This is a genomic window from Microvenator marinus, from assembly GCF_007993755.1.
Classification (GTDB): Bacteria; Myxococcota_A; Bradymonadia; order Bradymonadales; family Bradymonadaceae; genus Allomicrovenator; species Allomicrovenator marinus.
Window position 1 is genome coordinate 3,099,372 of record NZ_CP042467.1, and the last position, 26,856, is coordinate 3,126,227.

Sequence of the window (26,856 nt, forward strand, 5' to 3'; positions counted from 1 at the left end):
ACTAACGCGAGGAAAACAATGATGACTCGACGCTTAGCGCTCTTGTGCGCTCTATCTCTGGCCGTTGCATGCCAGACCGAGAACCAACCAAAGACCAGTGAACATGCGGACGTAGAGCCTGTGACTCAAGAGACGAGCGAGGCTTCAGTGGAGCCAAAGCCGGTTGAACCTGGTGAAGCCACTGATCCGATGGAGGCTTTGAAGCTCGTAGTAGATACCCCTGAGCCGAAGCCCATCGCCCAAACGGAGGACACAAAAGAAGAGAAGGACATCCCAAAACTCAAAGCGCAGGCGTCTCAAGTGGGAGGCCTCGGGCTCATTGGGAGTGGACGCGGAGGCGGGGGAGTGGGCTATGGGCATGGCGTTGGCAGTCTGGGTAGCCGCGGAACCGGGGCACGCATCGGAGGTCGAAGTCTCGGCGACCGAATCTCAAGGTCCAACAACCCAGACTTTGTGGACTATGGCACAAACCCCGTGGTTCGCGCGGAAGTAGACCGATTCGCGACCTTTGCAGCCGACGTGGATAACGCGAGCTACACCATGGCGCGCCGCGCGTTGAACGAAGGAAGGATGCCGCATCCATCATTGGTTCGAGTCGAAGAGTTCGTCAACGCATTCCCCTACAACTACGGGGTGGCCAAAGATGGCCCATTTGCTGTTCATACCGAGGCCGCGCCCTCGCCCTTCTCCACGGACCCAAACACCCGCATCCTTCGAGTTGGCGTACAGGCGCGCGAACTTGAGAAGAAGGAGCGCGGGCCAGTTCACCTGACCTTCCTCGTGGATGTCTCCGGCTCCATGAGCCGCCCCGACAAGCTCCCGCTCGCCCAGCGCGCCCTCAACCATCTCTTGGACAATATGCGGCCCGAGGATTCGGTAGCCGTGGTGACCTATGCGTCTTCCACCAAGGTGGTGCTGCCAAAGACATCTTTGGCCCAAAAGGAGCGCATCAAAGACGCTGTGGATTCACTCAGCGCAGGCGGCAGTACGGCTATGGGCGAAGGCCTCGAGCTTGCTTACCGTGAGGCCGCAAAGAACCTCCAGCCGGGCCACGTGAGCCGAATCATCGTGCTCTCAGACGGCGACGCAAACGTGGGTTCGTCGAGCCATGACGAAATTCTGAAGCGAATTCGAGGATACGTGCAGGAAGGCGTCACGCTCTCTACGGTCGGCTTTGGAATGCGCTCGTTCAAGGACCCGATGATGGAGCAGCTCGCGAACAAAGGGGACGGCAACTATGCCTATATCGACTCGTTCGAAGAGGCGAAACGATTCTTCGGCTCTGAGCTCGATGGCACCCTCCACGTGATCGCGAAGGACGTAAAATTCCAGGTGGAATTCCATCCCGAACACGTAGAGACCTATCGCATCATCGGATACGAGAACCGCGAGGTGGCGGATAAAGACTTCCGAAATGACGCTGTGGACGCAGGTGAAGTGGGGCCAGGACACCGGGTCACCGCCCTCTTTGAGGTCAAACTCAAACATCGGGAGCCCGCCCAGTTTGCCACCGTCAGAATCCGACATATCGAGCCAGGCCAGACGAGCGCCATCGAGTCCAGATACCCGCTCCATTTGCATCGGGTGCGCACGACCCTCGGGCACGCAAGCCACGAGCTGCAATTCGCGGTGGCTGTAGCCGGGTTCGCCGAGATTTTGCGCAAGAGCCCCTATGCCAAGGACTTGAGCTACGACCTCGTCTTGGAAGTAGCCGAGTCCTCGGCGGGCTCGAGTGCCAAACGGCGCGAATTGGTGGATTTGATCAAGGCGGCGAAACGCCTCGATTCACAGGGATGAGTTAGTTCTACTCTGAGTCGTATCAATACCCACAAAGGTCTTGTGCCAACGCCTTGCAACGCTCAGATTCGGCAAATCTCTTAGGTGGGACACATCCTCCCGGAAAGACTAGGCAGTTTCCCTCTAAATCTTCCATGAAATAGATATTGTTGTCGCAATTCTGCTCAGGAGCACACGTAACATTCACCATTGTCGTACAAGCACTACCCGTTGCGACTTCATAGGCAGCCATCGGATAACATTCCGGAAACTCGCTGCATCTGTCTACAGGGAGGTTTTCACAAGAACAAATTCCATCTGCTGTGCATTCAGGACCATCGGCGTCATGAGGCATGTCCGAAGTGTCACTGAAATCTGCTTCCGCATCGGATTGATTTGACCCGGTAGTTCCTTGATCACCTCGTCCGTTTTGATTCAGAAGAGTCGAATCATCAGAGCAACTGATGAAAACAACTAGAGCCAAAAACATGATTGAATTTCTCACCTTTCCCTCCGTTTCGAATCAACACCAGGGCTGTCCCCATCGTTCCCAGCGTATCCTGATGGAAACCAGAGTAGCATAGAGTTTGGTCTACAAACGAACCTTTTGCGCAAGAGCCCCTCTGCTAAGGACTTTAGCTACGAGCGGGCTCTAGTGCCAAACGGCGAGAATTGGTGAAGTTGATCAAGGCGGCGAAACGCCTTGATTCGCAGGGATAAGTTAGTCCTTCTTCTTGAACTTCGAGCCGATTAACGGGATGAACATCGCCCCGATAAACACAGCCGAGAGTCCGTACATAACCATATCTTGACCGGTCATGTTTCCTCCTCAATGTTTGGTGAGCCAGAGCTCACGCTGATATTCACGGCATAAACGGGTTATGCCAGCAACGCTCGGCGGGAAGACCCGCAAAGCACAACATGAACATCAGGAAACTTGAGGCGGAGAGTGAGACGGCGCAAAGAGCAGGCGCTCTTTGCGCATGACAAACCAAGGCTCTAGCTCGGGCGTGGGTAGCCAAACACCTAGAACTTTCGGCGGATCAACCACCACCCAACCATGTACAAGGCCAGCCCCCGATCCAGACGACCCAGGCGCCTCAGGAAGAGGCTCATTATGCGTCAGACCAAGATCGGGGCTCAGAGTGCCAGCGTCAACAAACGCCGGCTCATACTCGACCTCCACGCTCGCAGCACTCCACGCCGTTTGACCTACAACAAATAGCCAAACAAAAGCGAGTGCCAGAAGATTTAGAGGAAGTCTTTTCACGCCAGCAATTGTCGGCACATCGTGGCGAAAGTCAAGCGGACGGCCTTTTTCCTGAATGTCCTCGACTTACTTTCCAATCGGCTTGGTCTCCTATTGCGAAAAACAACGCAAAACGTTATCTTTTGCGCTGGAGTGCTCGGAAACCGCGCGAAGTTGCCAAACTCAATGAACAACATCGAACCAAACTTTTTGCGCTTGAGGACTGAACTTGAACGCTGCCGATTACATCGAAGAGCTCCAGACAAATGGGCGGCTCGTATTCACCACCAACGACGCTGTGAGGGCGCTCGGCAAATCTGTAGCAGCTGTCCGCGCACAGTTGCGGAGACTTAAGGAAAAAGGCCGTATAGCTGATCCGTACCGCGGCTTTCACGTGGTAGTCCCCCCAAAGTACCGGCGGCTCGGGTGCCTCCCCCCGGATCACTTCATTCCACAACTGATGGAGCATCTCGAGCAACCTTACTACGTGGCCTTGTTGAGCGCTGCTGCGTACCACGGCGCGGCACACCATGCCCCGATGGTGTTCCAGGTCATGGTTCCGCGGTCTCGTCGAAGCCTCGAGTGCGGTGGGGTGCGAGTGGACTTCATCGCCCGCCAAGACATGGAGTTCACGGCCGTGATCGATCGCGATACACCAACAGGTATTCTACGCATTGCATCGCCAGCTGCGACCGCTGTCGAGGTGGTGGGCTACCCTGAGCGCTGTGGCTTTCTTGACAATGTTGCAACGGTACTTGCCGAGCTGGCCGAATCGATTGATGCAGATGCTCTCGAAACCGAGGCGAGACGCGCTCCTACGGCATGGGTACAACGACTTGGATATCTTCTTTCGCTGGTTGATCAGGAGGGGCTCGCGGAGCGTTTGGACGGTGTTCTCGCTGAGCGCAACGCCTTCACCGTGGCCCTCGCACCGTGGAAAGAGGTGGAAGGCGTAGCGAGAAACGCTCGTTGGCAGGTAGCCGTCAACGTGGAAGTGGTGCCGGACGTATGATTCGAGAGCAAGCTATAATCGAGTGGCGTCGTGAGGCACCCTGGAGCGCGGACTGGATGGTCGAGCAAGACCTCATCATCAGCCGCGCTCTCGTGGAGTTGTTCTCCTCATCAGAGCTAGCTGATCGGCTGGCGTTCCGCGGTGGGACTTCTCTCTATAAGCTTCATCTTCCTCCGGCCCGCCGCGTGAGCACTTCTCTGAGCTCGGTTTGGTCAAGGTGCCCTTCGAAGTCAAAAGCCAGTGGTTCCAAGGCTCCACCTCCGTGACTACCTTTCCGCTCGACGAACTCCTGGGCACCAAGCTACGCGCACTCTACCAGCGGAGCAAGGGTCGCGACCTGTTTGACCTCTACTACGCTCTTGGTAGAGGCAAGACGAGCGCGGACCTCCTGATTAGGTGCTTCAACCGCTACATGAACGAGGGAAACCACTCGGTCACGCGTGCGCTCTTTGAGTCCAACCTCCACGAGAAATCGAAGCGCAAAGACTTCCGGAACGATATGGAGCCGCTACTCCGCCAGGGTTTATCATGGGACTTCGAGGAGGCACTCGAAATTGTGCTCACCGAACTCATCACCAAGCTGCCGGGCGATCCCTGGAAGGGTCTCTCGTCCGACTCACCGGCATAAAGCCGAAGCCTGTCCACCTATTCTCCACCTTAAAGCACGTCTTGGCTTTGCACTCGGTGGTCCACACGGTATTTTCTTCAACCCTGAAGTCCTTCAAAGGTAGTGCCATTGCCGAGCCTCGCCACACCTCTCTGAGGCCGCCGTCTCGCCATTCAAGGACCCAAATGGCCCTGGCAGGCAGCGGTTCATCGTGCCTTTTGACACGCGTCCAAACCCCCAAGACGACTTCGTGAAAACCATCGGAATTGAGGTCGGCAATCTCGGCTTTCCACATGCCGTAAACGCGGGAGTTCCACTTAGTGTGTGGAGTCTCAAAGCTCAAAAAGCCACGGCGCCCATCTTCTGAAAGGTGTACATCCACAGCGGGTTTGATGGTTTGCCCATTCTGGCTCCATGTAGGGTGTAGCTGGTGTGGGACATCGCTCGGAAAGACCAAAAACACACAGAGATGAGGCAGGATTTGGCAGAGAGAGTTCATTGAGGCATGAGGGTTTCCAAAAAGTCCGCCAAGCCATCATCATCTACCATTCCGAGCCGCTCAAAATCGCGCAGAAGGCTCGCCGGGCTATCGCCCATCACACGAGGGTGCGCCACCACCTCGAGCACCGGTCGGTCACTCTCAGCGTCTCCCACGGCCCACGTCTTCTCCAGGGGTATATCCAGATAGTCGGCGACCCACTTTGCCGCAGACCCCTTAGACACACCCTTAGCCGTGACACTCGCGAACACGTTGAGTGGCAGGACTGGACTAGACGCCACGCCGCGCTCGGAGTTCTGGAGCTCAAAATCTAGCGCGGCATCCACGCCTTCCGGGCGCATAATCCAATGGGCGCGAATCACACGGTGATTGCGTGCCACTTCGCGCAAATCGGCAGCCAGCACCTCGATCTCAAGCACGCGCGCATGCTCGTCGCAATCCGGGTGCTGACGGTTTGAGAACACGCCGGCTGCCGTGTAAAACTCAAGCGTCGCATCCACACCCTCGGCATGCGAAATCATGGTCTCGATATCCTGAGGGTCCAACGCGGACTCAAAAAGGACCTCGCCCGTTGCTCGGCAAATGAACCCGCCATTCTCAAAAATATGGACGCCATTTGGTGCCAGGCGCTTCGCGATCTCAAGGGCTACCCCTGAGCCTGTGCGCCCAGTACAGACCACAAGGTGGTGGGTGGGCCGGAGCGCCTCACACGCAGACCAGGTACGCTCACTGACCCCGTTGGAGCCAATGACCGTCCCGTCCAAATCTAAAAATACAATATTCACAGGGCGGGGCCCGGCTTATTTCTCGATGACTTCGACGAGAATGACGGTGCAGTTGTCTGTACCACCACCGGCGTTTGCCGCTTCGATGAGTTTCTCGCAGCCAGCCTCAAGATTAGTGCGGTTCTCGACCATGATTCGTTCGATATCCGAATCTTTGACCATACCGTTTAGCCCGTCTGTGCAGAGCAGGTAAATATCGCCGATTTGTGGCTCTTCGTGGGCCACATCAACCTGAACGGTCTCTTTCATACCGAGCGCACGAACGATGACGTTCTTATGCGGGAAATTCTCGATTTCCTGCTCGGTCAGATCCTTCATCTTGATATAGTCGTTGAGCAGGGAGTGGTCCTCGGTGACGAGTTCCATTTTATCCCCGCGCAGCCTGTAGATTCGGCTGTCCCCGACGTGCCCAAGATAGGCTGAATTGCCCGAGAAATTGATGGCCACTATCGTGGTTCCCATTCCTCGTTGAGAAGCGTTTTGAGAGGCGGTCTCAAAGATCCTCAAATTGGCCAATTTGATGCCAGCGGCAAGTCGATTTTCTTCGTATCGACGCCCCTTCTCCATCTTATAAGGCCAGGTGACGTCGTCATCTGCCGACGTCTCCTTAAAGAATTCAGCGACCGTAGAAATGGCCATCTCCGAGGCGACTTCGCCGCTCGCGTGTCCGCCCATTCCGTCCGCAACCATGTAAAGGTTTTCCTCTTGGAGAATAAGCAAGTTATCCTCGTTGTGGGTCCTTTTCATGCCTACGTGAGTGTTACCTGCGTATCGAAGTTTCAACGCCACGCGACTACCTGATTGAGTTTGCATCACTTGGAAGGATTATCACAGGAATTCTGGGTGGGCAAGAACTTGATGTCAGTACAAACTCTCCAAGGAAATCCCTGAGTAGTACCGCTTCAAGATATCTTGATAGTCCACGCCACTTTCGGCCAGCCCAATAGCACCGGTCTGGCACATTCCCACGCCGTGACCGAAGCCGGCGCCGCGGAACTCGACCTGCTCTACAAAACCGCTACGCCCCTTTTGAACGTCCATCACAAAGAGTCCCGAGCGAAGCCCACCGAAGAGTCGGCGAACATTTAGTTCACGCTCCACCACGGTCTCGCCTTTATCACCCACCACTTTGAGCCGCATCACACGCCCAGATACTCCTCGACTCAAGACCTGAAAGTCCTTGATTCGGCCCACGCTTCGGCGGTTTTCCTTGAGCCAGGCCTCAGCCTCATCCACCGTAACCACGCGGTCCCACCTGAAGAGTTTGGAGCTCGAGACGGACGCCTTTTTGCTCGGGGATTCGAAGTTCGCGTCCAGAAATGCCGCAACTTCATTGGGTTTAACACCATTCTTGAACGCCGCAGGCGCCGCCCCGATCACGTCGATCTTTCCGCGCAACCACGGCCTGGGCTCCATATCCCACACATTCTCGTTGCTCTCCGTAAACCCGCCCGCGTTGGATGAATACACAGCCTCAATGATCTTCTGTCCGTGGAACATCACGCGCCCGCGAGTGGCGTCTACGGCCTTTGAAGTGCGCGGATTCTCCACGCCAACACCGCCATAGACCTGGTCCATCACATCGCCGCGAAGCATGAACGGGTCGGCCAGATTTCGCACACCGATCGCGCTAAAGATATTGTTGCGCGCCGCCACAGCTTGCGCACGCAGCGCCGCATCTGGTGCCGAGGCGTACATCTCGGCCGGCACCACGCCTTTGAGCAGGCGCTCCGCGCCGAGGCTCACCATGCCGACGAGTTTACCGTTATAATCAGGCGCAAAAATCAGCGAACCCGTGTAGCGGCGCGTCTCAAAGCCAGCGCCGTAGGACTTCTGGATATCGGGAACTGTGTAGACGATCTTGTTTTCTTCGCCACGCAAAGGAGCGATTGTCAGAACGTCTCGAGTGCTAATTTTGACCTTTAGTCCAGCGCCTTCCAGATGAATTGCGGCACCGGGCGGCCTCGTGATTTCGGAGTGGATGCTCGCCTCGACTCCAAACTTGGTCTCAAGGCCGGACTTGATCTTCTGCGCCTCGTCGCGTGATTTGGTGCCGCCGAGGCCCACAAGGACGGTGCGCGAATCGAAGACTTTTCCTTGCACAGCGAAGAGACCACCGACCTCGAAGACTTCGGGGAGATAGCCGCGCTGGGTCCATGTTTGCACCACGGCATCGGCGGCCCTCCTTTCGGCCACGGGCAACCTGTGAACCACCACGGAATGTCGGTACGCACCAGGCGTAGAGTCCGAGACGCTCACCGTGTATTTTACGCCGGCAGGCAGCTCGATCTGAGCCCCGCTTTCACCCGAAGGAAGCACACGAACCGGCCGATCCGGCGTGAACTCTACGGTGTCGCGCCCCTCCACAATCCCCACGCGAATGATCGGGTCGCCCTCGCGTGTGAAATTCAACTGCGGGGCGTAGAGCATGGCGAGTTGGTCTTGAGAGCGAATATCCTGGGTAAAACCGGTGGACACGACGCTTAAGAGCGCCAAACCACAACTTAGACCCACCAGACCACGTGTACGCACCATTAGCTCATCCTTGAGTTTATGTGTTCACCACTTGAAGGTTCCAACCACCTGGGAGCCTGTGAATCCAAGTGATGCGTTGCCGCCCGAATCTGGCGAGAGAATCAGCCAGGTCACGCCACCGATAAGAGAAACTGCACCCACCCCGAGCAGAACTCGGTGTGCTGTTTCATAGGTCTCGCCGCGATCGACGAGCTCGTTGTAGCGGGTCTCGGTGATTCCTGCCCGAGATTCGTCGGAGATATCCTGCTCGACGTTGCCCATGAGCACAGCGAAGATACCGGACCCGGCGAGTGCGAGCCCGCCGACACCCACGGCTGACCAGGCGCCCCAGTTGATGGTGCCAACGCCATCGGTCTCTGTGACCACGTCTTGTTTGACCTCGTTTTGGGTCGTGACTGTGGTCGTGTTTTTAGGGCCCTGCACCGGCTTTTTGACGAGATCTGCCCAGAGGCTGATATCGGCGCCTTCCTTGAGCTCAAGCACCTGTGTCCACGGCTCGTAATTTGGGTGTTGCACGCGAATCGAATACTTGCCCGGTGGCAGTCCCTTGCGCTCAAGCGGCACATTCCCAATAAAGGTGTCTTCCATGTAGACCTCGGCGTTCGAGACCGGCGAGCCGATTTGAACTCGCGTGGTCGCGAGGCCCTTTTCGCGGGCAAAGAACGACTCGATCTCCTGGCGGAACGCCACGACAGGGTCGTCGGTATCCGAGATGGTTTTGTTGAGTTTGTTGAGCGTACGCCCGGTTTGTGAGTCGAAAATCGAGAGCGCGATCTGGAATGTACCGCCGCTTTTCTCGATATTTCCATAAATCAGTACGCGGGCGTTGACCTGCTCGGCCACCTGTTTCATGCACGCTACGGAGTCCGCGCTGCAGTTCAGCACGATCAACATATCTTGGAGATTGATCGCGTACTTGTTGACGACCTGGTACTTTTCGACCTGCTGCGCCTCGTTTCTGACGATCGAGCTCAGCGTCTCTACGAGTTGATTGTCTACCCCTTTACCTTCGAGGTTCAGGATCCCTGCAGAGAGCTGCTCGGCCCATGCTGGTGTGGCCACGAGCAGGGTAAAGAGTACAACCACGAAACGGTGCATCGTAAACATAAGACTTCCGGGCGCGCTTTAGTTCAGGTGGTCCGCGCGCGACTATATGTAGTGCCGCCAGACCTTGTAAAGCAACCCTCAACGAATATTTCAAGAAACTTAAAAAACAAACTTGCATCTGCAAGGTGACTTGGCTATGAATTCGCCTCCCTGACGCTCGGCGGCTGTTCGCAGAGCTAAGGAGGGCCCATAGCTCAGTTGGTTAGAGCTGCCGGCTCATAACCGGTTGGTCCCAGGTTCGAGTCCTGGTGGGCCCACTGACTATGGTCCCAAGCGGGTTCCGCTGAAGGATGGTGAGTACGTTGGAGTTTATGTCTCGTTTTCTTCCACTGCATTTCGGACCGGAAGAGTTTTCAAGGTCCGGGCTAGAAAACCAAAACGCCACACCACCAACGATAACAACACGACGAGGCGCCTGGATCACCAGCGCGCCTTTTGTCTTTCTTGGGTCTGAATTCGAGACCGTAATGTCTCATATGAGAAAGGAAGGAGCTTAATGAGGGAAGATCTTAAGAAACTTCGTGAGCTGCAGAACGTGTGTCTGCAACTTGACGAACTCGAAACCGAACGCAAAGAAGTCACCGAGCGCCTTGAGACCAATCGCGGTTTCTTGCAGAAGCTGGTCGACGACTTGGAAGGTCAGAAGACTGAGCTCGACGAAATCCGAGCGCTTCAACAGCAGAAGCAAGAGGATCTCAAAGAGATTCAGGAACAACACACCAAGCGTAAGAAGCGCCTCACCAGCGTTTCATCCACCAAGGAATACGCGGCTGTTGAGAAGGAAATCGAAGTTCTGAAGAAGTCGGTCGAGCAGACCGAAGAAGAACTGCTTCATCTCGCCGAAGTTATTGAGAACACACAGCTCAATATCGAAGAGAAGGAAGAGAAGGTTTCTCAGCTCAAAGAGAGCATGTCAGCGGACGAAAAGGATGCGACCAAGCAACTCAAAGAACTTGAGAGCAGAATCGCTGAGCTTCGTGCCGAAGAGACCAAATCGCGTGACTCCGTAGCAAAGCGCGTACTCTACAAGTACGACTTCATTCGAAGCCGTCGCCCAGGCCTCGCCCTTGTTGCCGCGAGCGATGAGCATTGCGAAGGTTGTTTCATGAGCTTGCCAGCGCAGCTCTACATTGAAGTGCAGCGCGGAGAAACGCTCGTGACCTGTCCTAGCTGTCAGCGAATCCTCTACTTCCAAGAGCAGAGTGCTGACGACCAGGCGGCCGCGAGCTAAGACTTAGTGGGGCTTCTCGGATGATCGCCGGTGCCTTAGGGCGCGGGAGGAAAGTCCGGGCATCATAGAGAAGGGTGGTCGGTAACGCCGACCGGGGGTAACCCTAGGGAAAGTGCCACAGAAAATACTCCGCCTGTACTCGTACAGGTAAGGTTGAAATGGTGAGGTAAGAGCTCACCGGGGGCTTGGTGACAAGTCCCGCATGGTAAACCCCACCCGATGCAAGGCGAACAGGGGGCGAGCTTCGGCTCAGGAGTTTCTCGCTCCGAGACCCCCGGGTTGCCGCTAGAGCCTCGTGGCAACACAAGGCCTAGATGAATGATCATCACCGTTTCGGCGGTACAGAACCCGGCTTAGAGAGAAGCCCCACTTTAATCTCCTCCCCAATTCAAACACGACTCCACGAGCGCGGCGGCGCCACACTCTGACGAATCCACGGCGTCCGTCAGCGTGTTCAGGCAATGGTCAACAAGGGGATGGCAAACAGGCGAGTACGGCCCTTCGTGTAGCTCGGACACCTTGAGAACCACCTGCGCACGGGCTCGGCGGCGTTTGTCCGCAAGATCGTGAATCGTGAAGTAGAGCGGATTATCCGGGAAACTCGCGAGGAGTAGCGCGTCCGTCTCAAACTCCACAAACCAAGACCACGCTTGTGGGTGCGGCTCGATCCGTGCCTCCACATCGGAGTCGGTCCAGGCCGACTCCAAGACCCAACCTTCGGTGGTCTCGGCCCGACTCCTAAAGAGCCGGCTATCCCGGCTCAACATCGATTGCAGGCCGAGAATATGCGGTTCGAGCACGAGCCCATCCAACGTATCGAGCTCCTGAAACTCCGCCCTCACAAAGAGATGCCAACGCTTTTGCGCGCCTTGAACATTGAGTCCGTGACCCGCCAGGAGATCTGCAACTTGTGTGGCATCGAGTTCAAAGACCCCGGGCACTCCAAAGGCATTCGGCACGGGCTGTGCCGTCCAGTCCTCAACCTTCAGTGTCTCCCCGTTTCGTAAACTCAAGAGCCAGCGCGGTCCATCATCGGTCCAATAGGCCCAGAGCTCGGACTCGGAATCCGGGTGTTCGACCTTCTGCTCAACGATACGATCAGCTGGTCCCTCCACCTTCATCTGCTCAGCCTGCCTTGTTTCGGGCATCGGACCCGCGTCGTCGCTAAGTGCACAACCACTAAGAATCACAAGAATCGCTACACAACTATATATTGAGATTTTCATCTTCAGCCTCTTTTCAAGAAGAGAGCACAATTGCCCTCAACATTGTTTTCGGCCGTTTTGCGAAAGTGTTGCGAATTTTTTTTAAAAAGTTTGGCGCGGCAGGTTTCAGGAGCTCAAACCGGTGAGCGCTGGGAGCTCCACAATGAACGTCGAGCCCTTCCCAACCTCAGATTCTACGCGGACTTTACCACCGTGAGCGCGGGTCAAGGCGAGCACCATAGCGAGTCCAAGTCCGGTTCCGCCGCCGTCGTCGCGTCGGGTGAAAAAGCGATCAAACACTCGAGGTAGATCATCTTCAGCGATTCCCTTTCCGTCATCGCTGACCTCGATCACGACCCAATCTTCGCGGCGCTCCACACGGACACGGACCGCAGTTTTAGCAAATGAGGCGGCATTTGCCACCAGATTTCGCACCACGGTCTCAAGATGTGCCGCCGAGCCAAGCACCGTGGCCTTGAAGCTCGCGAGATCAAACTCGATGGCGGTGTAGCGCTCGTCTGTAGAGAAGGACTCAACGATATTTTTAACCAGTTCATCTACCCGAACTTCAGACTTATCAGCCCTCGGAAGTCCAGATTCCGCGCGGGCGAGCTCGAGGAACCGGTTGACCACGGCATCGAGTCGGGCACTAGAATCCTTGAGGATTTTGGCCAGCCTTTCGGCGCGCTCAGCGTCTACTTCCGGGCGGCGTTCGAGCGACTCCGACACAGCGCGGATCGCGGCGACTGGGTTCTTAATCTCGTGCGCCATATCAGCCATGAAGGCTTCGTTCGCCTGGTTCTTGGTGTCGAGGGCGCTGAGCAGATCATTGAAGGCGTGCCCGAGCTCAGCCACCTCATCGTCGCCCACAACCTCAATTCGGCTCGTTGAGACCACGGGCACGGTGCGCTCCCGAACGGCATCTCTCAGAAGCCCAAGGGGCTTTGTGAGCCTCCAGCTCAACCAAATCCCAAGCACGATAGCCACCAACATCACGAGCAAGGAAAGGCGCATGATGGCGCCCCGCTCGGCGTAAAGATTGGAGAGCGAACGCGACGACGAGCTCTGTGCGTGAATGATTCGAGGGGTGGATTGGGTAGCGAGCTCGACGTGGCGCGCGTACTCACAAATGAAGAGGCGCCCGTTCTGGTGAAGATGACAAATGCCAGCCTGCCCCCGGGCTTCTGCTGTCTTGACGGTCGAACGCTCGCTGAGCGGCGGAAGTTCCGGATCAACACCAATCAAGGTCGGAACCGGGTCCGGCGCAAAGAGGATTCGCTCGCGCCATGACGGCTCTCCGAGCCCGTTGGCGTCGGCTTCCAGCGTGCCATCCGGGGAGAAAACGCGGATCCAGATTGAGCACGATTCGGCGAGTTCTTGGTAGCGCGAATTCGGACTCTGCACGCGGACAAGCTGGATAGCATCTTGGGTACAGGCCTTGAGCGAGCGGCGCATACTATGCTCGATGGCCTCTTCAAACGGGCTTGTGAGCCACGTGAAGAGCACCGGCACAAAGACCACCACGCAGACCACGAGGAGCGTGCGCGTTCGCAGCGAGAGCGGACGCACTATTTCCTCCAGCGATAGCCGGCACCGATCACGGTTTCGATACGGTCAAAATTTGGGTCGATAGCTTCGAATTTACGGCGCAGCCGGCGCACGTAGGTGTCTACGATCCGGTCGGCCACGATCGAGTCATCACCGCGGGCTAACTCCATGAGTCGTTCGCGATTGAGCACCATACCAGCGCGCCGAATAAATCCGTCGATCATCCGGAACTCAGTCACCGTAACGGTCACCGGCGTGTTCTTGAAGAGCACCTCCATACGGTCCGGATCGAGGCTGATATCGCCAAGGACCACCTGACTCGCTTCTTCGAGTTTGGTCGGCTGAGCGCGTGCTTCTTCACGCCTCATCAGCGATTTGACGCGGGCGAGCAGGACTCGGGTGCTGAAGGGTTTGGCCACGTAATCGTCCGCACCGAGCTCGAGTCCGAGGGCTTCGTCGATATCGTTGTCGCGCGATGTAAGAAGGATGAGCGGGGTGTTGTCGTGTTGCTCGCGCAGGCGCCGGCAAAACGAAAAGCCATCCAACTTCGGCATGTTCACGTCAGAGATGATTATATCCGGTTTGGAGTTCGCGACGTGGACCAGCCCTTCCTGACCGTCTCCCGCCCGCAACACATCCCAGCCTTCGTCCTCAAATGCCATGGAGAGCACGTCGAGCAGACTTGCGTCATCATCGATGAGAAGAATTTTCATACACACCTCTTTATTCGGAGATAGCGTATAACCAACCTTCTCCGGTTCCAACTACGATCGTGCCGTCTTCGGCAATCGCGGGTGAGGCGTAGATGGGTGAGCCCGGACTTGGCTCCCATTCGCAGCCAGAGTCGAGGCCGGTGCGCTCGGCATCAATGGGCCCCGCATACTTGGATTCGCTCAGGTCCATGCCCCAGCGTAAATCCCCGCTCTGCGTGTCAAACGCGTAGAGCCCGCCGTCAAACCGGCCAATATATCCCGTGCCTGAGGCGACGGCCGGCGAGCTAAAATGCTGGAAAAAACAATCGCCATACGATCGGTCCCAGACCACGTCGCCGGTATCCGCGGAGACCGCCACCACGTCACTCGAATAGGGCTCACCCCAAATCAAGAGGTTGCCTGCCAACGCGGGCGACGAGCGAATATTGGCCCACGAATTCTTGCCCGTTTTTGGAAGCGCGTGCCAGTCCACTCGACCCTTTTCGGCATTGAGAGCCATCATCGCTGGGCTTCCGTACGTGGTATCGCGCGCAAAGCCTTGGAAAACCCGGCCGCCCCAGAGGGTGGGCGCGCCGTAGAGCTGCCAGCCTTCGAGCGTTCTGTCTCTCCAGACTTGGGCGCCGGTGGCCGGGTCGATTGCGCTGATCAGGCCGTCGTGGGTCGCGATGTAGATATGCGTTTTATCGGCAGATGCCCCACCTCGGATGGCGCTTAGGGCGGCATGGGTCCAACGCACTTTTCCAGATTGCGTGTCGAGCGCCCAGAGCGTGCCGTCTGCGTCCCCAACCACGAGGAGTCGGCCCAATACCAGCGGGTTCGTGTAGACTTTTGGGGCGTTGGTGGCGCTCGTAAAATGCGTCCAGAGGAGCTTTCCGTCTCGTGCATCAAAGGCACGCACCGTGCCGTCATCAGAGGTGGCGTACACCTTACAGTCCGAATACGCCACGCCATTGACGTCATTATCAAACGAGCTCTGCCAGAGAATTTCGCCGGTCTTGAGGTCGAGCGCGCTTACCACATCACCGGGGTCTGGTTGGTTCCAGATATTGCCGTTCGAGCCCACAAATACACGCCCTGCCGCAATCACGGGGTTATTCAACCAGCTCTGAATTCCGACCTGGGCTTTCCAACGAATCTGAGGCGTTTCGATGGCTGGAACCGGCGCGTTTCCGGTCCGTGCGGCATTGCCCTGAAAGACTGGCCACGGGCCGTCAACCGGGAGGTCGCAGGCGAGTTCTTCGGCCACCTCGGGTTGCGTAAGGGGCTTGTCCATAGTGGACTTGACCGGCGCCGATGCGCACGCCCCAAGCAAGGCTCCAAGCGCCAAAACGTACCATTTACTCATCCTGAACCTCGAGACGGATCTGGTCTAAGAAGACCTCCAAAAACCGATGGCGTTGTTCTGCCATTTCACGGCCGGTTTTGGTGGTCATTCGTTCTCTTAACTTAAGTAGTTTGGCCGGAAAATGGTCGAGTGCAAACTCCAAATCGTCGAGCTCTCGGCGCTCGGCAAAGGGGTCACTCTGGTCCAAGATCGAGCGGCCCATCACCCCGCTGACGTAGAACGTTCGCGCGATCCCGAACGCGCCGAGAGACTCGAGCCTGTCGGCATCGGTCACGATTTTGGCTTCGATGCACTCGGGCTGAAAACCGCTTGAGTAGCTATGAGTTCGAATCGCCTCTTCAATTTTGGCCAGTCGTTCGTCTGAGAAGTAAGGCTCGAGGATCTTGACGGCGAATTCGGCGGACTTGGTGGACGCCAAATGCCTATCCGGCGAGTTCTTCGGAAGATTGATGACATCGTGGAAGGTGACGGCGGCTGCGATGACCTCCAAGTCTGGGTTGTGGGCTACCTCACCTTTGGCGATGCGAACGGCGTTGACCAACACGCGCGTCAGGTGTGCGTAGTCGTGTCCTCCGTCTTGTTCCATGGTCTCGTCGAGAGCGGCGAGTCCCGGCACTATCCATGCCTGATCGTGAATACGAGCTCTGATAGCGGCAGTATAAGCACGGTTTTCTTTAGTCACCGATCAACCTTCCGATGCAATCGCGGCCAACTCAGGCCCGGCAATAAGGCGCGCAGCGGCGTTGATGTCCGGGTAGAGGACGCGGTCGTGTTCCATGAACGGAACCACGCTTCGCAGGAGTTCAAGCGCACGTCCGGTGTTCTGGCCATAGGTCGTTGGAGCGCGCAAATCCAGGGCTTGCCCCGCAATCAAGTACTCGATGCCCAAGATCTTCTCTACGTTCTCCAGAATCTCCATCGCGTGCACACCCGCATGAGTACCCATCGAGACGTGGTCCTCCATATTCGCGGACGTTGGGATAGAGTCCACGCTCGCCGCTGACGCACGATGTTTATTCTCAGAAACCAGCGCCGCCGCCACGTATTGAGGAATCATGAAGCCAGAGTTCAAGCCGGGCTCGGAGACCAGGAACGCCGGCAGCCCCTCACTGAAGTACTTATCCGTGAGCTTGGCACTTCGCCGCTCCGAGACATTGCCGAGCTCCGCGATCGCAATTTTGAGATAGTCCAACGCCATGGCCACGGGCTGCCCGTGGAAATTGCCGCCAGAGAGAATCGCAGAGAGCGCGGGGTCTTCTTCCACAAACACAAGAGGATTGTCGGTGACGGCCATGGCCTCGGTTTCGAGCACGCTCCAAACGTGGGCGAGCACATCGCGCGACGCCCCGTGGATTTGAGGCATACAACGCAAACAATACGAGTCTTGGACGTACTCGACCTTGCCCTCGATTTCGCCCGGCCCGGCACCCGCCAACTTACTGCCTTTGAGGTGTGTGAGCACCGCAGCAGCACTAGCTTTTTGACCCGCACGGCCTCGAACCTCATGGATTCGAGGGTCGAGCGCGTCCAGTCGACCAGCGACCGCCTCAAGGCTCATCGCGCCGATCAAATCCGCAATGTCCAGAATCCTGCGGAACCGTGCAGCCACTGTGGCTCCGAGCGCGGTCATTGCCTGGGTCCCATTCAGAAGCGCAAGCCCTTCTTTGTAGGTCAGACGTACAGGCTCAAGTCCGGCCCTCGCCATCGCCTCAGCACCGCTTAAAACCTCGCCCTTGTACTCGGCCTCTCCCAACCCGATCACAGGTAGGCACATATGAGCGAGCGGGCAGAGATCGCCGCTTGCTCCTACGCTACCAAACCGCGGGATCACCGGATGAACACCGGCGTTGAGCATATCTTTGAGCAGGTTGAGCGTTGACCACCGAATCCCAGAGTTCCCTTGTGATAGCGCGGTGATGCGGAGGGCCATCATCGCCCGAACGACCTCGGTAGGGAACGGCTCGCCCACACCGCAGGCGTGGCTCATGATGAGGCGTTCTTGGAGGACCTCTGCATCAGCGGCGCGGATCACGCGGTCGCGATTGGCCCCAAAGCCAGTCGTGACGCCGTAGACAGCACGCCCGGACATCGCCTGTTCTTTGACGAAGTCCGCCGCACGAGTCACACGGGATTCGGCCCCCGCATCTAGGTTCATAGGCACGCGTTTGACCGCGATGGCCTCGATTTCTTCGATACTAAACATCAGTGAATCTTCAGGAGTTCAACGTCGAACACCAGCATGCCCGCTGGGGCGCCTGGCTGGCCTTTGTAGGCGAGGTCTTGTGGAATCCAGAATCGGCGCTTTTCGCCTTCGACCATGAGCTGCACGCCTTCGGTCCAACCAGCGATCACGCGGTTGAGCGGGAATGTAGCTGGCGTTCCACGCTGTACCGAGCTGTCGAACATCTTTCCGTCGGTGGTCCAACCGGTGTAGTGAACCTCGACGCGGTTGGTTGCGCTTGGCTTCGTAGCGCCCGTTCCAGGCTTCAGGACCTTGGAAGCGAGGCCCGATGCCGTCTTCTCAGCATCTGCTGGAGGCGCAGCTACGTCGGCTGGTGCTTTAGTCGGGTCGTCCGACGGTGCTTCAGCCTGCTCAGCTGGCTTCTCTGCTGGCGCTTCGGCCTTCTCAGCCGCTGCAGGAGCTTCAGCCTGCTCGGCTTTCGCAACGGGCTCAGCTGTCTTTTCTGGACCGGCCGGTGAATCACATGCAACCACTCCAACCATCAAAATTGCAGACAATAAAATCAGGGATTTCTTCATGACTCGCTCCATGTTCAAGGTGTTTGAACGATAAGTGTCTTGAGGACTTCGGCCGCATCTTTGGACCTGTCCTCTCTCTTCAAAATCAACGCACGTAGCGCCATCGCGTGCCCAAGCTGCGCGGGATTCTCAGCCCGAAGCTGGCGCGCAAAAGTCTCGACAGCATTGAGTGCTTCTTCGTGTTTATTGGCGCGGGTGAGCGCCACAATCTCATACCACGCAAGGAACTTCAGATCTGGGTTCGAGCTGCGGGCGAGCCGGGCTAGATCCACGGCTTGCTCTGGCTGGCCCGCCAAAAGGGCAATGGCAGACTCAACCACGGTAGACCTTCGATTTACCAGGTCCAAGACCACGGGATCCTTCTGGAGCTTCTTGATCGCCACGAGCCTCTGAGCCTGGACCTGCCAGTCCTCAAAACTCGCGATCGGCAAGATATCTTGCGGTGCTGGGAGCATTTTCGCATCGAGCTCGTCCATCAATCGGCGAGTCAGGGTCGCCCGAATCTGTACCAAGTCTGGGTCGGCGTATCCGGTGCGCAACAAAGTCTCGTAGAGCCCCCAGGCACCGCCACCGCCGGGCGTGAACGCCTTGCCGGAGCCGAGCTCGGTCTCCAGAGCCTGGCGCGCCATACGTATATTCTCGGGCATGCGCCAGACGTCTTCACCGGCGCGAGAGACGGCGAGTTTGCGCTCGCCGCGGACCTGCTCGAGGTCAGCGCTCTCGGTGGGTGCGAGTTTCAGATAATGCTCGTAATAGTGAGCGGCAGCGGCGTATTGGTCGGTCCAGAAGTAGGCGCGCGCGAGGTTTCGGTAGCCGAGTGCAGCGCCCGGATCGGCCTGAATAGCCTTGACGTAGAGCCCCTGGGCTTCGACGTACTTGCCCTCGTTATAGGCGGCGTTTCCGGACTTGAGGATCGACTCGTAATCCTGTGCCGAGACTGCTGCCGAGGCCGTGAGTACGAGTAATAAAGTCAGAATTTTGAGTTTCAAAGACTTGAATTTCACAGCGTCTCCGGGGGCTCAATTTCCAGACCGAAAAGATTCGGTAGCGCAAGGCCTACGCCGAGATAGAGCAGGTGCTCGGTCTCGTGGGTGTCTTCGAAATAGGCTTGGAGCGCGTAGCGAAACTTGCCGAAAAACGCCGGTGTGAAGAAGTATTGCGCGCCAAAACCGATGGTCGCAAACGCGTCGGTCTGACTGAGCGCAATGGGCTCGAGTGCCGCCACAGACTCCACGTCAATCCACTGAAGGTCGATGCCCACGCCGATTTCCGCAATCGGCATTACGTTTTTGTACACATGACGGTAGGCCAGCTGAAACGGGCGTATCTGGAGGCGGCTGACCGAGCTCAGGTTGCCTTCCACGGTCTCTCCTGACTCGTTGAGAAGGGCCACTGGCACGTCCGGACTTGAGCCGCGATAGGACATGGAGAGCACGGTGATACCGAAATATTCGAAGAAGTAGCTCAGGTCGAGGCGCACCCCGTTGGAGCTTACGCGCGCTGAATTGGCGCCGAAAATCGGGTAGGTGCCCTCGCCGTCCAAGATGGACTCGAACTCGTAGGCTTCGCCGCGCGCGTCCTGGAAGGTCAGGCGTTGGAAGCCATGTTCGTAGCCGAGTTTGAGCTGGTACTTGTTGACCTGAATCGCGCCCGAGCCGAAATCCTTCAAGAAGCCCGATGTCGCCACGAGTGGTGCGGTTTTGCGCATTTCGAGCCCGGGCTGAATCTGGGCAGTTTCGCGCATGGTCTCATAGCCTTCCGCACGGACTTCGATAGCGTACATGCCGGGTTCGAGCTCGATCGGTTGCCCCGCATCACCTACGTACGAGCCGTTCACAAAGACCCTAGCGCCGCTTGGTGCCTCGGTGATCAACAAATAGCCGGCCTCTTCTTGGAAGACGTGATCGACCTTTTCGGTCAAGCCGGAGCGCACCACGATGGAGCCCGTCATCGGCTGGTACTTCTGCAACCGCAGCGTGTACTCGTGCGTTCCGATGCTGAGTCTAGTCACGTAGGGCGTGGTCCCGACCTGTTCTCCGTCAATCTCGATTGTGGCGCCTTCAGGGCGCGTATTGAAGCTCACGCTGCCCGTAGCATCAAAGACGTCGGCGATGAGCGCAAACGCGAGCTCACGCACCCCTGTGGCCGTAATCTCCTTGGTCCGGACCTCGGCACCACGGCCGTCGATCAGGGCGTAATTGGCAAGTTGTGTAGATTTCAGCTCCACCCGGATGACCAGGGAGAGTCCCGCCATTTCAAAGGCGAGCCCGGCGGCACTAGGGCAAGGCTCGAGGCCCATCAGGCACGAAGGGACCTCCGGGCTTGCTTTGGAGAAGAACTGAGCGAAGGCCGCGTCGTCCAAGAGATGCCGGCCAGCTTCACCCGCCAGGGCCTCGCGAAGCCCCTGCTTAAACGCAGAGACCGTGGTCGCATCAGTCCCTTGAATCTCCCAGAGAACCACCTCAGACGTCTGAACGATGGCCTCTTCGGTCACCTCAGCCGTGGCGTCTTCAGTCTCCTGCGCAAAAGCCGGAGCAGCGAAGCATCCCATCAGAACCAAAAGAATGGCGTAGAGATTGCGCATGGCTAGCTCGCACGTTTCTCGGCGATGAGTTCAACGGCTTTCTCGAGAGTTAAATCGCCCGGTTCAACGCCCTTTGGAATGGTCGCATTGGTCTTCCCGGCTTTGACGTAGGGGCCGTATCGACCGTCGAGCACTTGGATTTCTTCACCCGTTGAAGGATGTTTACCAAGGTCCTTGAGGACTTTCTTGGTACGGCCACCGCGGGCTTTGGGCTGCGCCAAAAGCTCAAGGGCCTTCTCGAGTGAAACCGTAAAGATCTCGTCTTTTGACTCGAGCGGACGGTAGTCCTTATTGTGCCGAACATAAGGTCCGAAGCGGCCCTCACCGGCTTCGACCCACTCGCCATCATCAGGGTGTTTACCCAGGCGCCTCGGCAAGGAAAGCATGTGTACGGCTTGCTCGAGCGTAACGTCATCGGGCGAAAGATTTTTGGGGATAGAGGCGCGCTTGGGCTTTTCCTTGGCGACTTTTTTGCCTTTCCCTTTCTTCGGCTTTTCTTCGGTCTTTTCTTTCTCGTCGTCGAACCCGCCGAGCTGCAGATACGGCCCGAAACGGCCGCTCAGGACGTAGATTTTCTCGCCGGTTTCGGGGTGATTACCCAGAACTTTTGGGCCTTCAGTCTTTGCCTTCAAAAGATCTTGGACGCGCTCAGGCGTAAGCTCCGCCGGCGGAATAGAGTCCGGGATATTTACCGTGACCACCTCATCGTTCTCGCCGAACTGTGCGTACGCACCGTAGCGACCGACGCGGAGCACACCGTCGAAATCCTCGAGGTGCACTATCTTGGAGACTTCGCCGTCGATATTGGTCTCGCCACTTTCCACCTGGTCTTTGAACGCACCATCTTTTCGGTAGAAGTTGTGGAGATAGTTGACCTTATCCTCGCGTCCTTCGGCGATCTTATCGAGGTCGCCTTCCATATCGGCGGTAAACCCGAGGTTGATCAAGTCTGGGAAGTGGTTCTCCATGAACTCAACCACGGCAAACGCCACATAGGTCGGAATCAGTGCCTTTCCTTCTTTCTTTGCAAAGCGGCCGTCGGCAATCTTTTGCAGAATCGAGGCGTAGGTACTTGGGCGGCCGATGCCTTCTTCCTCAAGCTTGGCCGTGAGGCTGGCCTCGGTGTAGCGCGCAGGTGGCTTAGTCTCGTGCGAAAGCGCGTCCACACTCTTGCACGGCAGATCTTCGCCTTCTTTGAGCGGCGGCAAAATCACCTCTTTATCCTCGAGACTTCCTTCCGGATCGTCCGAGCCCTCGACGTAGGCGCGCAAGAAGCCTGGGAAGTCGATACGATTTCCATTGGCGCGGAAATTCAGGACTTTGCCGTCCACGTCGACTTCGAGGTCCACACGCATCGAGGTCTTCTTAGCGTCTTTCATCTGGCTTGCGACCGTGCGCTTCCAGATGAGTTCGTAGAGCGCCTTTTCGCGCCCACGAAGCCCTGATTTGCTCGGGTGTGTAAAGGCGTCTCCGGTAGGACGGATGGCCTCGTGCGCCTCTTGAGCGCCCTTATTCTTACCCTTGTAAATACGCGCTTCTTTCGGGAGGTATTCCTTGGTGTAGAGCTCCACAATCGCGTTGCGTGCGCCGTCTATCGCCTGCTGCGAAAGATTCGTGCTGTCGGTACGCATATAGGTAATAAAACCGGCTTCGTAGAGCTTCTGCGCCAGTCCCATGGTGTCTTTTGCCGAGAGATTGAGCTGGCGAGACGCCTCCTGCTGCAGCGTGGACGTGGTGAACGGAGGCTTCGGCTGGCTTGTGTACTGGCGCTCCGTGATGCTCGAGACCTTAAGGTTCTTGTCCTTGAGGCCTTTTGCGAGGGCCTTGGCGAGCTCCTCCTTTATCAGAAGAACGTCGCGCCCGTCGTAGAGCTTTCCAGTGAGCTCATCAAAGTCTTTGGAGCCGGCGATGCGCTGGCCATCTACAGAGTTCAGGACGGCGTCAAAGGTCGACTTACCCTTGGTGAGCTGGGCCTTGAGGTCCCAGTACTGCGCGCTTCGGAAGCGGCGGCGTGCCCGCTCGCGCTCTACCAATAGGGCCACCGCTGGCGACTGAACGCGTCCCGCCGAGAGCGTGTAATTGACCTTCTTTTTGACCAACATCGAGAGCGGGTAACCCACCAGGCGGTCCACAATGCGGCGCGTTTCCTGGGCGGCAACGAGGTCCATATCGATCTGGCGCGTGTTATTAAGCGCGTGATTGACGGCCGACTTCGTGATCTCGTTGAAGACCATGCGCTTGACCGGAACCTTCGGCTTGAGCTCCTCGATCAGGTGCCACGAAATGGCCTCTCCTTCGCGATCTTCGTCTGTTGCGAGGATGAGTTCGTCAGCTTCTTTGAGCGCTTTTTTGAGGTCAGCAATCTGCTTTTTGGCTCGTGCTTCCTTGACCACGTAGACGGCCTCGAAGTCCTTGTCGACGTTCACACCGAGGCTTGCCCACGACTCACTCTTGTACTTCGCTGGCATCTGCCCGGCGCTGTCTGGAAGGTCGCGAATATGGCCCACCGAAGCCATGACCTTATAGCCTTTCGGCAAGTATTTCTCGATGGTTTTTGCTTTTGCGGGGGACTCGACGATTACGAGTTTTGACATCTTTCTTAGCCCTTTCTAGGTCCTATCAACGGTCGCAATGAATAGGGGGTTGTGAAGAACTTGTCCACACGCAAAACCTCCATACCTATTCTAACCGGTAAAGCCTCGGTCTGGACGGCGCGGCATCCAACATCAAGTTTGGACACTCGATGGCGAGCATCGCGGGGCCGTCCTCGACCTCAGCGGGTACGTAGATCATCTCGGTGATGGTACACTCTGGGCGCCCGGCGCCCGCCCTTGCAGACGGCGGCACCGCCCACCACACATGATGGTTCGGCAATAAGCCCGTGTCTTCTTCGCGGTCCACGGACGGAAAGTCCACCAGAAGATGCAAAAGATCCTTCTCCACCAAGAACTCCATGGCCTCTTTGGTGAAGTAGACAGGGTTATGGCCGCTAAAATGTTGGTGTCTCTTGGATTCCGGGTTTGGGAGTGTGCGCAGGACCAGGGCCTCGGGGGGCCAGGCATCAGGCACGGATTGTTCCCAGGCGGCGCGAAGCGCGCGGGCGGTAACCACCACGTCCTCGGGATGACTCTGCGCGAGGTACGTCTCCTCAGAGCTGCCCAGAGGTTCCGGGAACACGCTCAAGACAGCCGCCATCCAAAACGGCTGAGTCAGGCAATCCGCAACGCTCAAGCGCTCATCAACAATATGGCCGACACACTCGGTGTGCGTGCCGTTTCCATGCGGGCACATCTCGAACGTCTCGCAGTTGACGCTCCCGTCCTCGCGGGTATCACCCACAAAACCGCCGGCTCTGAAAGGCGCGGAGCGGGCGCGCGGGATGCCAAATGCGTTCGGTTGAGGGCCGTAGAACTCCACCCGCGTAGAGAGGTCGATGGCCCCCCACATGTCGATCTGAGTGTCGTACTTCTCAAGATGAAGCGTGGCTTTCATGGCATCCCTCTAAAGAGATTTGGTGTGCGCGAGGCTGGCAGGGGTCTCAAAATCCTCACGGTTTAGGCCGAGCCATTCGAGCGCTGTCCCACTGAGCAGACGCTCCTTAGTTTGAGCGCTGAGGTCCGTGCTTTCGATGAGCTTTCCGGGGCTAAGCTCGCCCAACGGAAACGGATAATCAGTACCCAGAGCCACGCGATCTTCGCCTACGATATCCAGGAGGAACTCAAGCGTTTTCGCGTCATGGACCAGCGAGTCAAAGTAGAGTTCTTTGACGAACTCAGCCGGAGGCGTGGTGGTCTCGGTTTGGCAGAGGTCGGGACGCACCTCGAAGCCATGGCTGATGCGCCCGAGCGTGCCCGGGAATGAGCCGCCACCGTGGGCAAACGCAAACTTAAGGCCGGGGAATCGCTCGAGCACGCCGCCCATAAGGATGGAGCAAATCGCGCGCGAGGTCTCCGCGGGCATGCTCACAAGCCAGGGCATCCAGTATTTCTGCAGCTGCTTCATGCCCATCATATCCCAAGGGTGCACGAAGATCGCGGCGCCAGTCTTCTGGGCGACCTCCCAGATGGGGTCAAATGAGCGGTCATCGAGGTTGATATTATTGACGTGCGTGCCGATCTCCACGCCCCGCAAACCCATGGCCATGCAGCGCTCAAGCTCACGCGCAGCGAGCTCCGGCGCTTGCATGGGGAGCGTGCCGAGGCCCACAAAACGTTTGGGGAATTGCTCGACGATACCGACGAGGTGGTCGTTCAGGAAATGCGAGAGATCGAGCGTGTCCTCAGGTTCAGCCCAGTACGAAAACATCACGGGCACCGTGGAGAGCACCTGCACATCCACCTGAAACTTCTCGCACTCGGCGAGTCGTGTCTTTGGGTCCCAGAGGTTCGGGTCGACTTTGCGAAAGAGCTCTCCCTCAGTCATCATGCGCCCGCAAGAGCCCTCGACCTCGAGCTGAATCCACCCTCCGTACCCGTATTTTTCACGCAAATCCGGCCAGCCGGCAGGCAAGATATGAGTATGGATATCGACTTTCATGGATTACATCTCGAGGTAGTGACCACAGGATTTGCAGGTTCTTAGCGCGTCGTTTTCACGGAAATTGCCGATAGCCGCTTTGAGCTGCCCAACGATATCGTGAAGTTGGAAGAACTCTTCGTGGAGGACCTCGTGACACCCATCACAGTACCATCGAAGTCCGTCCTTATCACCTTCCTGGCGTTTGTGCTCGATCACAAGTCCGACCGTGTTCTCGCCGCGCTGCGGTGAGTGCGGGATATAGGGCGGGAGCAGGAAGATCGCGCCTTCCGGGATCACGATATCCTTGAACTCGCCGTCGACCACGACCTTGAGCGTCATATCGCCTTCGATCTGGTAGAAGAACTCCTCATCAGGGTCGATATGGTAGTCCTTTCGCTTGTTGGGACCTCCGACCACAAAGACGTCAAAGTTGGTGTCTTCCCAGATTTTCTTGTTGCCGACGGGTGGTTTTAAAAGATGGCGGTTCTCCTCTATCCACGCCTTAAAGTCGATGGGTGGCAGCAATGGCATAGTGTCTCCTTAGTCGATGCGTTTTAATGGGTCTAAACGAGCAAGGCCATCTCGTCAACGTGGTCAAAATTTGAATCCCGCGCTAGATGAGTACGTCTGAACCAAATAGAGGAGATACAAATGAAATCCATATTTTCTATATCAACACTCTTGCTCGTACTCTTGGTGGGCCTGCCGGCCTTTGCCCAGGACGTCATCGACCACAAGCCCTTCAACGCTTTGCTCAAGACCTACGTCAAGGGTGGACAAGTCAAGTACTCGGCACTCAAGGATTCCGAGGAAGACTACGCAAAGCTCAAAGCATACGTGGAAGCTGTGGGCACGGCCGAGGTCAAAGGGTCCAAAGACGCGCAGCTCGCGTTCTATCTCAACGCCTATAATGCGCTCGTGATCTCATCTGTGTTGGACAATTGGCCGGTCAAAAATGTGCTCAAAGTGGACGGGTTCTTCAAGAAGATCGAGCATAAAGTCGCGGGCCAAACGATGACTCTGGACCACCTGGAACACACGATTATCCGGCCCACGTTCAAAGACGCGCGCGTGCATTTCGCGCTCAACTGCGCGGCGCAATCATGTCCGCCGCTCAAGGCCAAAGCGTTCACGCATAAGAACGTTCAAAAGGTGCTCGAGGCCAACACCAAGGCTTTCTTGCCCAAAGCTACCAAGGTTGAGGGTAACACCGTGACCACGAGCAAGCTGCTCGAGTGGTTCGCGGACGACTTCAAACACGACGAAGGCAGTGTGCAAGCCTATCTGGCGAAGTACGTCCCGGAGCACGCCGAGCTGCTCAAAGGCGAGGACATCAAGATTACCTTTGCCGAATATAATTGGGCGCTCAACGGGAAGTGAGT

Annotated in this window: 25 protein-coding genes, 1 tRNA gene and 1 other RNA gene; 7 read left to right on the plus strand and 20 right to left on the minus strand. The window is 57.1% G+C overall.

Annotated elements, in window-relative coordinates; translation table 11 throughout:
* The first annotated feature begins 21 nt into the window (after positions 1-21).
* On the plus strand, positions 22-1,797 hold the full coding sequence (locus FRD01_RS12660; protein WP_249755589.1) for a vWA domain-containing protein: 1,776 nt from the start codon (positions 22-24) through the stop codon (positions 1,795-1,797).
* A gap of 22 nt (positions 1,798-1,819) precedes the next feature.
* On the opposite strand, the gene FRD01_RS12665 is transcribed toward FRD01_RS12660, so the two are convergent.
* Both FRD01_RS12665 and FRD01_RS12670 read right to left on the minus strand, forming a co-directional pair.
* Complete coding sequence (locus FRD01_RS12665) at positions 1,820-2,281, minus strand: hypothetical protein (protein WP_146960172.1); 462 nt, start codon at positions 2,279-2,281, stop codon at positions 1,820-1,822.
* A 423-nt stretch (positions 2,282-2,704) separates the two neighbouring features.
* Positions 2,705-3,046: a hypothetical protein gene (locus FRD01_RS12670; RefSeq protein ID WP_146960174.1), complete on the minus strand. Its 342-nt coding sequence runs from the start codon at positions 3,044-3,046 to the stop codon at positions 2,705-2,707.
* A gap of 208 nt (positions 3,047-3,254) precedes the next feature.
* Between FRD01_RS12670 and FRD01_RS12675 the strand changes: the two genes are divergently transcribed.
* Positions 3,255-4,037, plus strand: coding sequence for a type IV toxin-antitoxin system AbiEi family antitoxin (locus tag FRD01_RS12675; protein WP_146960176.1), 783 nt, complete (start codon positions 3,255-3,257; stop codon positions 4,035-4,037).
* Positions 4,038-4,299: 262 nt separating this feature from the next.
* Positions 4,300-4,665 (plus strand): nucleotidyl transferase AbiEii/AbiGii toxin family protein, encoded by a 366-nt coding sequence (locus FRD01_RS24345; protein ID WP_249755590.1) that lies wholly within the window; start codon positions 4,300-4,302, stop codon positions 4,663-4,665.
* Here FRD01_RS24345 and FRD01_RS12685 read toward each other — a convergent pair.
* The 5 genes from FRD01_RS12685 to FRD01_RS12705 form a co-directional block, all read right to left on the minus strand.
* Entirely contained in the window at positions 4,610-5,143 is a 534-nt protein-coding gene (locus tag FRD01_RS12685; protein ID WP_146960178.1) for a hypothetical protein, read from the minus strand. The genes FRD01_RS24345 and FRD01_RS12685 overlap by 56 nt on opposite strands.
* The gene (locus FRD01_RS12690) at positions 5,140-5,928 is read right to left on the minus strand and encodes an HAD family hydrolase (RefSeq protein ID WP_146960179.1); all 789 of its coding nucleotides are present in this window, start codon (positions 5,926-5,928) and stop codon (positions 5,140-5,142) included. The genes FRD01_RS12685 and FRD01_RS12690 overlap by 4 nt, the downstream gene beginning before the upstream one ends.
* A gap of 15 nt (positions 5,929-5,943) precedes the next feature.
* Positions 5,944-6,711 (minus strand): Stp1/IreP family PP2C-type Ser/Thr phosphatase, encoded by a 768-nt coding sequence (locus FRD01_RS12695; RefSeq protein WP_146963949.1) that lies wholly within the window; start codon positions 6,709-6,711, stop codon positions 5,944-5,946.
* Between the two features lie 78 nt (positions 6,712-6,789).
* The gene (locus tag FRD01_RS12700; protein ID WP_146960181.1) at positions 6,790-8,463 is read right to left on the minus strand and encodes a SpoIID/LytB domain-containing protein; all 1,674 of its coding nucleotides are present in this window, start codon (positions 8,461-8,463) and stop codon (positions 6,790-6,792) included.
* 24 nt (positions 8,464-8,487) lie between these two features.
* On the minus strand, positions 8,488-9,570 hold the full coding sequence (locus FRD01_RS12705; RefSeq protein ID WP_146960183.1) for a PEGA domain-containing protein: 1,083 nt from the start codon (positions 9,568-9,570) through the stop codon (positions 8,488-8,490).
* 183 nt (positions 9,571-9,753) lie between these two features.
* On the opposite strand from FRD01_RS12705, the gene FRD01_RS12710 reads away from it, so the two are divergent.
* The 3 genes from FRD01_RS12710 to rnpB all read left to right on the plus strand — a co-directional run bounded on the left by FRD01_RS12710 (position 9,754) and on the right by rnpB (position 11,173).
* A tRNA-Ile gene (locus FRD01_RS12710) sits at positions 9,754-9,827 on the plus strand.
* Positions 9,828-10,066: 239 nt separating this feature from the next.
* Positions 10,067-10,801 (plus strand): zinc ribbon domain-containing protein, encoded by a 735-nt coding sequence (locus tag FRD01_RS12715; protein ID WP_146960185.1) that lies wholly within the window; start codon positions 10,067-10,069, stop codon positions 10,799-10,801.
* Positions 10,802-10,809: 8 nt separating this feature from the next.
* Positions 10,810-11,173, plus strand: an RNA gene (gene rnpB / locus FRD01_RS12720) — RNase P RNA component class A.
* On the opposite strand, the gene FRD01_RS12725 is transcribed toward rnpB, so the two are convergent.
* The 13 genes from FRD01_RS12725 to FRD01_RS24350 form a co-directional block, all read right to left on the minus strand.
* A complete protein-coding gene (locus tag FRD01_RS12725; RefSeq protein ID WP_146960187.1) occupies positions 11,173-12,027 on the minus strand; it encodes a hypothetical protein in 855 nt (284 codons plus the stop codon). The two genes, rnpB and FRD01_RS12725, sit on opposite strands and share 1 nt — an antisense overlap.
* A gap of 105 nt (positions 12,028-12,132) precedes the next feature.
* Complete coding sequence (locus FRD01_RS12730) at positions 12,133-13,575, minus strand: HAMP domain-containing sensor histidine kinase (protein WP_146960189.1); 1,443 nt, start codon at positions 13,573-13,575, stop codon at positions 12,133-12,135.
* Positions 13,575-14,267, minus strand: a complete 693-nt coding sequence (locus FRD01_RS12735) for a response regulator transcription factor (RefSeq protein ID WP_146960191.1) — start codon at positions 14,265-14,267, stop codon at positions 13,575-13,577. Before FRD01_RS12735 ends, FRD01_RS12730 begins: the two co-directional genes overlap by 1 nt.
* A 10-nt stretch (positions 14,268-14,277) precedes the next feature.
* Positions 14,278-15,612 (minus strand): outer membrane protein assembly factor BamB family protein, encoded by a 1,335-nt coding sequence (locus FRD01_RS12740; RefSeq protein WP_146960193.1) that lies wholly within the window; start codon positions 15,610-15,612, stop codon positions 14,278-14,280.
* Positions 15,605-16,294, minus strand: coding sequence for an HD domain-containing protein (locus FRD01_RS12745; protein ID WP_146960194.1), 690 nt, complete (start codon positions 16,292-16,294; stop codon positions 15,605-15,607). The genes FRD01_RS12740 and FRD01_RS12745 overlap by 8 nt, the downstream gene beginning before the upstream one ends.
* A gap of 3 nt (positions 16,295-16,297) precedes the next feature.
* On the minus strand, positions 16,298-17,815 hold the full coding sequence (hutH, locus tag FRD01_RS12750) for a histidine ammonia-lyase (protein ID WP_146960196.1): 1,518 nt from the start codon (positions 17,813-17,815) through the stop codon (positions 16,298-16,300).
* Positions 17,815-18,372, minus strand: a complete 558-nt coding sequence (locus tag FRD01_RS12755) for an FKBP-type peptidyl-prolyl cis-trans isomerase (protein WP_249755592.1) — start codon at positions 18,370-18,372, stop codon at positions 17,815-17,817. The genes hutH and FRD01_RS12755 overlap by 1 nt, the downstream gene beginning before the upstream one ends.
* Before the next feature lie 14 nt (positions 18,373-18,386).
* Positions 18,387-19,376, minus strand: a complete 990-nt coding sequence (locus tag FRD01_RS12760; protein ID WP_146960200.1) for a tetratricopeptide repeat protein — start codon at positions 19,374-19,376, stop codon at positions 18,387-18,389.
* On the minus strand, positions 19,373-20,956 hold the full coding sequence (locus FRD01_RS12765) for a PEGA domain-containing protein (RefSeq protein WP_146960202.1): 1,584 nt from the start codon (positions 20,954-20,956) through the stop codon (positions 19,373-19,375). The genes FRD01_RS12760 and FRD01_RS12765 overlap by 4 nt, the downstream gene beginning before the upstream one ends.
* 2 nt (positions 20,957-20,958) lie before the next feature.
* Positions 20,959-23,550, minus strand: coding sequence for a type I DNA topoisomerase (topA, locus tag FRD01_RS12770; RefSeq protein ID WP_146960204.1), 2,592 nt, complete (start codon positions 23,548-23,550; stop codon positions 20,959-20,961).
* A gap of 85 nt (positions 23,551-23,635) precedes the next feature.
* Positions 23,636-24,448, minus strand: a complete 813-nt coding sequence (locus FRD01_RS12775) for a cyclase family protein (RefSeq protein WP_146960205.1) — start codon at positions 24,446-24,448, stop codon at positions 23,636-23,638.
* A 9-nt stretch (positions 24,449-24,457) separates the two neighbouring features.
* A complete protein-coding gene (locus tag FRD01_RS12780; RefSeq protein WP_249755593.1) occupies positions 24,458-25,492 on the minus strand; it encodes an amidohydrolase family protein in 1,035 nt (344 codons plus the stop codon).
* 3 nt (positions 25,493-25,495) lie between these two features.
* Complete coding sequence (locus tag FRD01_RS24350; protein ID WP_249755594.1) at positions 25,496-26,005, minus strand: 3-hydroxyanthranilate 3,4-dioxygenase; 510 nt, start codon at positions 26,003-26,005, stop codon at positions 25,496-25,498.
* Positions 26,006-26,125: 120 nt separating this feature from the next.
* Here FRD01_RS24350 and FRD01_RS12785 point away from each other — a divergent pair, with 120 nt between their 5' ends.
* Positions 26,126-26,854, plus strand: coding sequence for a DUF547 domain-containing protein (locus FRD01_RS12785; RefSeq protein WP_146960207.1), 729 nt, complete (start codon positions 26,126-26,128; stop codon positions 26,852-26,854).
* Positions 26,855-26,856 lie beyond the last annotated feature (2 nt).